This window comes from Pseudomonas citronellolis (genome assembly GCF_029335315.1).
In the GTDB taxonomy this organism is placed as follows: domain Bacteria; phylum Pseudomonadota; class Gammaproteobacteria; order Pseudomonadales; family Pseudomonadaceae; genus Pseudomonas; species Pseudomonas citronellolis_A.
Genome location: NZ_JARJLT010000145.1, coordinates 1 through 9,597 on the forward strand (window position 1 = coordinate 1; position 9,597 = coordinate 9,597).

Below are 9,597 nucleotides of genomic sequence, written 5' to 3' on the forward strand. Positions count from 1 at the left end.
CGAAGTGCCAGCCGGCGGCGGCCAGGCGTTGCGCCAGCGCCGCCAGGTCCGCCGCTACCCGCGCCTCGGGCTCGGGCATGTAGGCCAGCGGGTCGGGCAGCGACGACGGCAGGCCGAGGAAGCCCTCGGTCGCCGCGTGCAGGCAGTAGGCGCTGTAGGCCGGGTTGTAGCCGCCCTCCTGCACCACCAGCAGGCGCCCGTCGCAGAGTTCGTCGGCCAGCGCGCGGGCGCGCCGGGCCAATTGGTTGAACCCGCGCATGGTCAGCAGCTGGCGGCCGTTGGGGTCGAACTGCGAGGCGTCCAGGCCGTTGGCGATGATCAGCAGCTGCGGCCGGAAGGCGCGCAAGGCCGGCTCGACGAAGCGCCGGAACACCTCCTCGTAGAGCGTGTCGCCCGAGCCCATCGGCAGCGGCAGGTTGAGGTTGCTGCCCAGCCCCGCGCCGCGTCCGCGCTCGTCCACCGCGCCGCTCTGCGGGTGGCTCGGGCCCCAGGCGCCGTGGTCCATGTGCAGCGACACGGTGAACACCGAGGGATCGGCATAGAAGCCCTCCTGGGTGCCGTTGCCGTGGTGCACGTCCCAGTCGACGATGGCCACCCGCTCCAGCCCCGCCGCCTGGGCCGCGCGCGCGGCGACCCCGACGTTGTTGAAGAAGCAGTAGCCGTCGGCCATCGCCGGCGCCGCGTGGTGGCCCGGCGGGCGCACCAGGGCCATGGCCGGGGTGCCGCTGGCGAGCAGGCTGTCCAGCGCCGCCAGGCTGCTGCCGGCGGCGGCCAGCAGCCCGGCGAGGCTGCCGGCGGACATCAGCGTGGTGCTGCTGAAGCGCTTGCCTTCGGCGTCGGCGGCGAGGATGCCGCGCAGGTAGTCCGCCTCGTGGAAGCGCAGCAGTTCCGCCTCGCTGGCGTGGCGCCCGGTGTGCCAGCGCAGCGCGCCGGCCACCGGGCCGCGTTGCAGCACCGCGCGCATGTTGAGCAGGCGCGGGTTGCTCTCCGGGTGCAGCATCTGCTCGGCCAGCAGGTCGCTGGCCGGCGCCTCGAACACCCCGGCGGCGGTGTCGTGGCGCAGCACGTCGTCGTGCCAGAAGATATCCATGGTGTGCGTCATCGCGAACCCCCGTTCAGTCGATCACCAGCAGTTCCGGCGGCAGTTCGGACAGGCTCGCCGAGCCGTCCGGGCCGCACAGCACGGTGTCGCCGAGCTTGATGCCGAAGCCTTCATTGTACAAGGACAGGTTGGGCTCGATGGAGAACGACATGTTCGGCTGGAACACGTGGTCGTCGGCCTCGTCGACCATCATCGCCTCCAGCCAGGTCGGCGGGTAGGCCAGGCCGAGGCTGTAGCCGATGCGGTGCACGCGGGTGCGCGAGAGGTCGATGCGGTCGAGGATTTCGTTGCACACGCGATTGGCCTCGCCCACCGGGGTGCCCGGCTTGGCGATGTCGATGGCGGCGTTGAAGGCTTCGGTCAGCAGGCTCGATACCTCGCGCACGCGCGGGCTGGGTTTGCCGATCACCGCCGTGCGCATGAGGATGGCGTGGTAGCGGTTGCACACCCCGGCGTGTTCGAGGATGACCACGTCGCCATCGCTGATGGTCTGCCGGTGCGGCATGGCGTGGGTCATGGTGCTGCGCCGGCCGGTGGCGCACATCGGGCTGATCGCCGAGTACTCGCTGCCGGCGCGGCCCAGGGCGTTGGCCACGATGCCCGCCACTTCCACCTCGGAGATGCCCGGGCGCAGCGCCTCGAAGGCGGCGCGCATGCCCTGGTCGGCCATGCGCGCGGCGCTGCGCTGGAACTCGATTTCCTCGGCGGTCTTGATCAGGCGCTCCTCGGCCACCACGATCGAGGCGTCTTCGAAACGCGCTTCCGGCAGGTGCCCGAGCAGCGCGTTGTATTGCAGCGGCGAGAAGGTCGAGGCGGACAGTTCCAGGCCGATGCGCGCCTGGCTCAGGCCGGCCTGGGCGAGCACATCGGCGACGATGCGCAGCGGGTCCTGCTTGGCGATGTCGTAGAAGATCGCCTCGTTCACGCAGGACAGTTCCCAGGTGCAGGGCTCCTCGCTGGTGCGGGTGAGGAACACCGGCTCGGCCAGCTTCGGCGAGATGATCAGCGCCTGGTACCAGAGGAAGCCCAGGCTGTCGAAGCCGGTGAGGTAGTTGATGTTGTCCGGGTAGTTGACCACCAGGGCGTCCAGGCCGCGCTCGGCGAGACGGCGTTTGACGGCTTCGACACGGCGGCGGTAGGTGCGGGCGGGGAAAGCGGTGAGCATGGGGGTTCCCTCCTCGGGACAAGGTGCGTGGGTCAGGCAGGTTGTGGAGGCCGCGAGGCGCGGCCGGATGGATGTCAGCTCGGTGGGCGGCGACGTTCCAGGAACAGGCGCAGGAGCATCACCGCGAGGGTCAGCGCGATCATCAGGGTGGACACCGCGGCGATCGCCGGGTCGAGGTCGTAGCGCAGGCCGTCCCAGATGCGCTTGGGCAGCGTGACCACCTGCAGGCCGCTGGTGAACAGGGTCACCACCACCTCTTCCCAGGACATCACGAAGCCCATGAAGAAGGCCCCGGCCAGGCCGCCGCGCACGTTCGGCAGCAGCACCCGCCAGAGGCTTTCCCAGAGCCCGGCGCCGAGCGAGCGCGAGGCCTTGTACAGGCTCAGGTCGAGCCGCGCGTAGGCCACCAGCAGGGCGATCAGCGAGTACGGCAGGGCCATCAGCAGGTGGCCGAAGCCGACCCCGAGCAGGCTGTCGAGCACGCCCAGGCGGGCGTCTAGGTAGTAGATCGACATGGCCGAGACCACCTGCGGCACCAGCATCGGCAGCAGCACGATGGCGGTGAGCAGCGTGCGGTGCCGGGGGCGCAGCCAGATACCGCTGGCGAACAGGAAGGCCAGCGCGGTGCTCAGCGCGCCCACCGCCAGGGCCAGGCCGAGGCTCTGCAGGATCGACAGCAGCCAGGCGCCGTCGAACAGCGTCAGGTAGTGCCGCAGCGACCACTGGCCGGCCTCGGGGAAGGCCAGGTAGCGCTGGTTGCCGAACGACAGCGGGACGATCACCAGGATCGGCAGCAGCAGGAAGGCGGCGGCCAGCAGCAGCCCGGCCCAGGACAGCCAGCGCCCCAGCGGCGGGCGCGGCAGCGACGGTTTGCCGGCCTTGGGCAGCGGGCTGGCGAAGGTTCCCATGGGGGTCACAGTTCATTCCTCCCGAGCAGCCGGCGGAAGCCGATGAGTTGGCCGAACAGCAGCGCGCAACCGACCACCAGCGCCATCAGCACGATGCTCAGCGCCGCGCCCAGGCCCCAGTTGGACAGCTGGAACATCTGCACGTAGATGTACTCCGCGAGCATCGCCGCCTTGCCGCCGCCAAGCAGCGCCGGGGTGACGAAGCAGCCGAGGCTGAACACGAAGACGATCGCCGAGGCCGCCACCACGCCGGGCAGGGTCAGCGGCAGGAACACGTCGCGCAGGCTCTGCCAGTGGCGCGCGCCGAGACTGCTGGCGGCGCGCAGCAGGCTGTCGTCGACCTGGCGCAGCGACGACAGCAGCGGCAGCACCGCATAGGGCACCATGAAGTGCACCATGCCGATCAGCGCGCCCAGCTCGTTGCGCACCAGCGTCGGCGGTTCGGCGAACCAGCCGCTGGCCAGCAGCGCCTGGCTGACCAGGCCGTCGCCGCGCAGCAGCACCAGCCAGGCGAAGGCGCGGATCAGCATCGACAACCAGAACGGCAGCAGCACGAACAGCTCGATCAGCTGGCGCCCGCGCGGCGTCGCGAAGCGCCAGCGGTAGGCGATCAGGTAGGCGATGGCGACGCTGATCGCGGTGGTCAGCAGGCAGATGCGCAGGGTGCGCCAGACCACCACCTGGAGGTTGGCGTTGGCGGCGATCGCCGCGTAGTTCTGCGTCCCCCACTGCGGCAGGCTGAAGCTCCAGCCGAGCACCCCGAGGGTCGGCAGCAGGTAGCCGGCCACCACCAGCAGCGGCAATGGCAGGATCAGCAGGCCGTAGATCGACAGGGCGTCGCGGGACGGGCGCATGTCAGCCTCCGATCAGCGCCAGGTAGCGCTCCAGGGTTTCCCCGTAGTGCTCGGCGTGCCAGCGGTTGTTCAGCGACACCTGCTTCTTCAGGTTGTCCGGCGCGGTGGGGTTGATCGCCTGCAGCTGCGGGCTGAGCAGCGCGTTGGCCGCGAGGTTCACCGGGCCCATGTTGTAGACCTCCATCAGCTTGGCCTGCACCTCCGGGCGCAGCGCGTAGGCGATGAACTGCATGGCCGCCTTGGCGCCGGCGGGGTTGCCCTTGGGCACCATCCACACCGAGGGCGAGACGATGCCGCCGTCGAAGCTCCAGTCGATCTTGCCGGCGGTGTCCTGCTTCACCAGTTCCGCGCGGGTGTGCCACATCTGCGCCAGGCTCACCTCGCCGTCGCGGATCAGCTGCTGCGACTCGGCGCCGGTGGACCAGTGGGTGGCGACGTGCGGCAGCAGTTCCTCGATCTTGCGCAGCGCGCGGTCGACGTCCAGCGGGTAGAGCTGCTCGGGCGGCACGCCGTCGGCCAGCAGCGCGCACTCCAGGTTGGCGCTCATCCACTTGTAGAGGGTGCGTTTGCCCGGGTACTTCTTCACGTCCCAGAAATCCGCCCAGCTCTTCGGCGGGTTGCCGCCGAAGCGCGCGTGGTCGTAGCCGATCACGTAGCTGTAGCTGTAGTTGGCCAGGCCGAAGTCGTGGACGTCGCCGTAGCCGACCAGCGCCTTGTCGACCACGCCGTAGTCGATGGGGCTGAGGAACTGTTCCTTGCCCAGCCGGTAGGACGAGTACATCTCGCCGTCGCACACGTCCCAGCGCACCGCGCCGCTGCTCACCTGGGTCTTCAGCGCACCCTCGGTGGGGCCGCTACCGTCCACCTGCAGCTTGAGCCCGGCCACCTGGTCGAAGCCGCCGAAGCTCTTCTCGAAGGCCGGCACCGCGTCGCCGCCCCAGTTCGCCAGCACCAGGCTGCCGCCGGCGGCGAAGGCGCGCCCGTCGCTCCACGGCAGCGCGCTGGCGGCGGCGAGCAGCAGCAGGCTGCGGTTGAAGTCGCGGCGGCTGATGCCGCTGCGTTGCGCGGCGATGTCCAGCGCGTCGTCGATAAAGCCCTGGCGGTCTTTCATCTGATGCTCCCCGGTGATGGCGTGTGGTTGTGGTTATCGTTCTGCCGCCGCTGCGGCTCAGGCGGACAGCAGGTGCGCGTGCTGCGGCGCCCAGCTGCACCAGTAGCGCTCGCCCCGGCGCAGCTCGCCGAGCAGCGGGTGCGACACCGGCAGGCGCAGGTCGAGGCGCTCGCCCTGCGCCAGGGCCAGCTCCAGGTTGACGTGGGCGCCCTGGTAGGTGGCGGCGCCGGCGGTGGCGCACAGGCCGTTGCCGCTGCCGGCGCGGGCCATGGGTTGCAGGTCGATGTGCTCGGGGCGGATGGCCAGCCAGCGGCGGCCTTCGCTGGCGTTGCCGTTGTCGCCGACGCGCAGCGCCTGGCCGCGGTAGTCGCACAGCAGCGCCCCGGCGTCGCGGCCGAGCACGCCGACTTCGAGCAGGTTGGTGTCGCCGAGGAAGTTGGCGACGAAGCGGCTGGCCGGGCGCTCGTAGACCTGTTGCGGGGTGCCCAGCTGTTCCAGGCGGCCGTGGTTGAACACGGCGATGCGGTCGGACAGCGCCAGGGCTTCTTCCTGGTCGTGGGTGACGAACACGAAGGTGGTGCCGAAGTCCTTGTGCATGCGCGCCAGCTCGCCCTGCATCTCCTGGCGCAGGCGCCGGTCCAGGGCCGAGAGCGGTTCGTCGAGCAGCAGCAGGCGCGGCTTGAACACCAGCGCGCGGGCCAGCGCCACGCGCTGCTGCTGGCCGCCGGAAAGCTGGCCGATGCCGCGCTCGCCCATGCCGCCCAGGCCGACGCGCTCCAGCACCTCGGCGACCCGCCGCGCGATCTCGGCGGCGGGCAGTTTGCGGATGCGCAGCGGGTAGGCGACGTTCTGCGCCACGTTCATGTGCGGGAACAGCGCGTAGCCCTGGAACACCACGCCGAAGTCGCGGGCGTCCGGCGGCAGCCGGGTGATGTCGCGGCCGCCCTGCTCGATGCGCCCGGCGCTGGGTTCGACGAAGCCGGCGAGCATCATCAGGGTGGTGCTCTTGCCCGAGCCGGAAGGCCCCAGCAGGGTGAGGAATTCACCCTGGCGGATGCCCAGGTTCAGGTCGGCGAGCACCTGCAGTTCGCCATAGCGCTTGCCCAGGCCGATGAGGTCGACGAAATGCTGCATGGCAGCGCCTCCCGCGTTTGTTGTTGTTCGTTGGAGGCATCATCGACACAAATTCAACTAACGACAATTCAATAGATTTCTGGCAAAACGGTGAATTCAATTCACCGAAAAGAGCCCACCATGCACCAGAACAGTACCCAGCGCCTGCCCTCGCTGGTGGCCCTGCGCGCTTTTGAGGCACTGGTCCGCCAGGGCAGCATCGGCCGCGCCGCGCTGGAGCTGCACGTCACCCATGGCGCGGTCAGCCACCAGGTGAAGAAGCTGGAGGAAGAGCTGGGCGTGGCGCTGGTCGAGCGCCAGGGCAAGGGCGTGCGCCTGACCGCCGCCGGGCGCCAGCTCAGCCAGCAGATCAGCGGGGCCTTCGACCAGCTGCGCGACATCCGCCGCAACCTGCCCAGCGAACAGCCGGCCGGCGAGCTGCGCATCGCCTGCGCGCCGGCGCTGCTGGCGCGGGTGTCGTCATTGCTGGAGCGATTCCTGCGCAGCTACCAGGAAGTGGCCCTGCACCTGCTGCCGATGAGCGCCGACCTGGGCGCGGTGGACCTGGTGATTTCCTTCGGCGAGACGCACATCGAGGGCCAGCGCTTCGCCGCCCTCGGCGACATCCACTACTTCCCGGTGTGCAGCCCGCGCCTGCTCAACACCCAGGAGCAACTGCGGCGCCCGCGCGACCTGGCGCGCCAGGTGCTGCTGCACGAGGACGACGGTTTCGACTGGAGCCGCTACTTCCTCGCCGCCGGGGTGCCCGGCCTGCAGGCGCGGCAGAACGTCTACCTGCCCGACGCCTACCTGACCATCCGCGCGGCGCTGGCCGGCGGCGGGGTGACCATCAGCGACCACATCCTGGCTGGCGAGGAACTGGCCGAGGGGCGCCTGGTGCGGCTGTTCGACATCGCCTTCCCGGCCCCGCACCCGTACTTCCTGATCATCCCGCCCCATGGCCGCCAGGCCCTGGCGCGAGAGTTCAGCGACTGGCTGATCCGCGAGCTGGAAGCCATTCCCGGCTTCGACTGAGCGCGGCTAGGCGGCGCTGCGCCGCTCCGGCAGCGCAGCGTGGTCGAGGCCGTCGAGGTACTGGAGGATTTCCTCGGCGAGGCGCGCGCAGGCCTGCGCGCCGACCCACTTGGCGCTGGCGATGCCCCAGATAGTGATGGCGATCTCGCCGGCGCGCAGGCGCACGCTGAGGGTGCCGTCCAGTTGGTCGAGGGAGCAGTCGGCGGCGAAGTCGCCCAGGGCCGCTTCGAGGGTACGGCGGGCTTGCAGGAAGGTCTGGTGCATCACGAGGTCCTTTTCAGTTGCGCTGCGGTCGGTTCGACGGGGACCGGGCGTCCTGCCGGTCGGTTTGCACTGTAGGTGGTAACAAGCCGAAGTTACAGGCGCGTTGCATTCCGCCGGGCGGCAGGCGCGAAGGCGCTCTACGCTGAGCGAACCGCCCCGCCCCGAGGTGCCCGCCATGCAAGACCGACCGCATTCGCGCCTGGACGACGACATCTGCGTGCACATCTTCTCGGTGTCCGCGACCATGGTCGGCGTCTGTCTGACGGTGATCGGCATCATCCGCATCGTCCTCACCCTGCGCGGCGAGGACCTCGTCGCCGACGACCTGGTGGCGCTGAACGCCATGCTCTACCTGGGCTCGGCGCTGTGCGCCTACTGGAGCCTGCGCTCGCGCCGCGAACGCCGCAGCCGGCGGATGATGCACACGGCCGACGGGTTGTTCCTGGTGGCGCTGGTGTTCACCGTGGTCAACGCCGGCTTCATCACCTGGATGATGACGTCCACCCGCTGAGCCTGTCGTTCAGCCAGGGTTCAGCGCCCGGACAGACAGCGTTCAGCCAGGCTCGGCGAGACTGGGCCGAAGCAATCGAACGAGGACAGCGAAGATGACTGTCGATACCCAACGCGCGCCCCTGCGCGACGAACTGCTGGGCCTGTCCCAGCGCAGCGAGAGCGCCGCCCAGGCGCTGCACTACGCCACCGAGAGCCTCAACCTGGAGGATGCCGCCGTGGTGTTCCAGGTGATCGCCGAACTGCAGGGCCAGGCCAACCGCCTGCGCCAGCTGTGCGAGCGCCTGCACTAGCGCTCAGGTACCCAGGTAGCTCGCGGGCCGGTGTGCTTCCCGCTCCGCCTGCGCGGCATGGCAGCGGGCGCGCAGCGGCGGTGGGCTGGGCAGGTTGCAGTGGATCGCCGGGTTGGCCTGCGCGTGCCGGCGCGCTTCCCCCGCGCAGGCGGCGGCCTCGTCTTCGCTGGCGCAGACGATGAAGAAAGTCCCGAGGAAAACCTTCCAGGTAGGCGGCTCGGTGTCGGCCCGTTCGATACGGATATCCATGGCCCAAGCATAGCCACACATTTCCTGAGGAAAAGCGCAGGTCGTCGCCTGCCCGGCCTACCGCTCGTCTAGACTTGCCGACGGGTATGACGCGGCCGGGGTCGGCGGCGCCGGGGTTGCCCCGCGCACCCATCGAGGCCCTCCCCATGCGCTCACTCGCGTTCCTGCTGCTGGCCACGGCGTTCCCTGCCGTGGCGGCTCCCACGCTCTCCCCCGCCGACAGCGCCGCCGCCTTCAAGGCCGCCGGCTACACCCTCAAGGGCAAGGACTGGCGCAGCGACTGCGACGACGGCAGCCCCTCCTACACCCCCGCCAGCCTCGACCAGGTGGCCGACCTCAACGGCGACGGCCGCCCCGAAGCGCTGATCAGCGAAGGCGGCACGGCCTGCTACGGCGCCACCGGCGCCGGCTACAGCCTGGTCAGCCAGCAGGCCGACGGCAGCTGGAAGCTGGTCACCCGTGGCACCGGCATGGTCAGTTTCCTCGGCAGCAAGGGCGTCGGCGGCTGGCCGGATATCGAAGTCGGCGGGCCGGGGTTCTGCTTCCCGGTGGAGCGCTGGAACGGCAAGGAATACGCGCTGCACGGCCACCAGTACGAAGGCAAGCCGTGCAAGCCGTAACACCGATGAGCGACGGCGGATAACGTCGAACGTTATCCGCCCTACACCAGGGTCAACCGCGACGTAGGGCGTATAACCGTTCGCGGTTATCCGCCGCCAACCGTCGGCGTGGCGCTCAGTAGCGCTCCGGCACCAGCATCCCCTCGGGGGTCGGCACGCGCACGTAGTCGGCGTGGCGCTGGCGCGCCGGGAGTTCGACCGGGGCCTGTTCGACTTCCTCGTAGGGCACCTGGCTCAGCAGGTGGCTGATGCAGTTCAGCCGCGCGCGCTTCTTGTCGTCGGCCTGCACCACCCACCAGGGCGCCTCGGCGATGTGGGTGCGCTCCAGCATGGTTTCCTTGGCCTTGGTGTAGGCCTCCCAGCGGCGCCGCGA

12 protein-coding genes and 1 pseudogene are annotated in these 9,597 nt (G+C 70.0%); 4 read left to right on the plus strand and 9 right to left on the minus strand.

Going from position 1 to position 9,597, the window contains the following annotated elements; all coding sequences use genetic code 11:
• The 6 genes from P3W75_RS12010 to P3W75_RS12035 all read right to left on the minus strand — a co-directional run.
• The coding region (locus P3W75_RS12010) for a hypothetical protein (RefSeq protein ID WP_276227568.1) at positions 1 to 1,090 on the minus strand (1,090 nt) is incomplete at its 3' end.
• 25 nt (positions 1,091 to 1,115) lie between these two features.
• Entirely contained in the window at positions 1,116 to 2,267 is a 1,152-nt protein-coding gene (locus tag P3W75_RS12015; protein WP_276227569.1) for a M24 family metallopeptidase, read from the minus strand.
• A gap of 74 nt (positions 2,268 to 2,341) precedes the next feature.
• On the minus strand, positions 2,342 to 3,175 hold the full coding sequence (locus tag P3W75_RS12020; RefSeq protein ID WP_276227579.1) for an ABC transporter permease: 834 nt from the start codon (positions 3,173 to 3,175) through the stop codon (positions 2,342 to 2,344).
• 5 nt (positions 3,176 to 3,180) lie between these two features.
• Complete coding sequence (locus P3W75_RS12025; RefSeq protein ID WP_276227570.1) at positions 3,181 to 4,029, minus strand: ABC transporter permease; 849 nt, start codon at positions 4,027 to 4,029, stop codon at positions 3,181 to 3,183.
• A gap of 1 nt (position 4,030) precedes the next feature.
• Positions 4,031 to 5,140: an ABC transporter substrate-binding protein gene (locus tag P3W75_RS12030; protein WP_276227571.1), complete on the minus strand. Its 1,110-nt coding sequence runs from the start codon at positions 5,138 to 5,140 to the stop codon at positions 4,031 to 4,033.
• Between the two features lie 57 nt (positions 5,141 to 5,197).
• The gene (locus P3W75_RS12035; RefSeq protein ID WP_276227572.1) at positions 5,198 to 6,274 is read right to left on the minus strand and encodes an ABC transporter ATP-binding protein; all 1,077 of its coding nucleotides are present in this window, start codon (positions 6,272 to 6,274) and stop codon (positions 5,198 to 5,200) included.
• A gap of 120 nt (positions 6,275 to 6,394) precedes the next feature.
• Here P3W75_RS12035 and P3W75_RS12040 point away from each other — a divergent pair, with 120 nt between their 5' ends.
• Positions 6,395 to 7,288: a LysR substrate-binding domain-containing protein gene (locus P3W75_RS12040; RefSeq protein ID WP_276227573.1), complete on the plus strand. Its 894-nt coding sequence runs from the start codon at positions 6,395 to 6,397 to the stop codon at positions 7,286 to 7,288.
• Between the two features lie 6 nt (positions 7,289 to 7,294).
• Here P3W75_RS12040 and P3W75_RS12045 read toward each other — a convergent pair whose 3' ends face one another.
• On the minus strand, positions 7,295 to 7,552 hold the full coding sequence (locus P3W75_RS12045; protein ID WP_276227574.1) for a hypothetical protein: 258 nt from the start codon (positions 7,550 to 7,552) through the stop codon (positions 7,295 to 7,297).
• 175 nt (positions 7,553 to 7,727) lie between these two features.
• Between P3W75_RS12045 and P3W75_RS12050 the strand changes: the two genes are divergently transcribed.
• The gene (locus P3W75_RS12050; protein ID WP_276227575.1) at positions 7,728 to 8,063 is read left to right on the plus strand and encodes a hypothetical protein; all 336 of its coding nucleotides are present in this window, start codon (positions 7,728 to 7,730) and stop codon (positions 8,061 to 8,063) included.
• Positions 8,064 to 8,157: 94 nt separating this feature from the next.
• Complete coding sequence (locus P3W75_RS12055; protein ID WP_276227576.1) at positions 8,158 to 8,355, plus strand: hypothetical protein; 198 nt, start codon at positions 8,158 to 8,160, stop codon at positions 8,353 to 8,355.
• 3 nt (positions 8,356 to 8,358) lie between these two features.
• On the opposite strand, the gene P3W75_RS12060 is transcribed toward P3W75_RS12055, so the two are convergent.
• The gene (locus P3W75_RS12060; protein WP_276227577.1) at positions 8,359 to 8,604 is read right to left on the minus strand and encodes a hypothetical protein; all 246 of its coding nucleotides are present in this window, start codon (positions 8,602 to 8,604) and stop codon (positions 8,359 to 8,361) included.
• A gap of 146 nt (positions 8,605 to 8,750) precedes the next feature.
• On the opposite strand from P3W75_RS12060, the gene P3W75_RS12065 reads away from it, so the two are divergent.
• Positions 8,751 to 9,224, plus strand: a complete 474-nt coding sequence (locus tag P3W75_RS12065; protein ID WP_276227578.1) for a hypothetical protein — start codon at positions 8,751 to 8,753, stop codon at positions 9,222 to 9,224.
• Positions 9,225 to 9,339: 115 nt separating this feature from the next.
• Here the strand turns inward: P3W75_RS12065 and P3W75_RS12070 are convergent.
• Positions 9,340 to 9,597: pseudogene (locus tag P3W75_RS12070) on the minus strand (polyphosphate kinase 2); the annotation flags it as partial.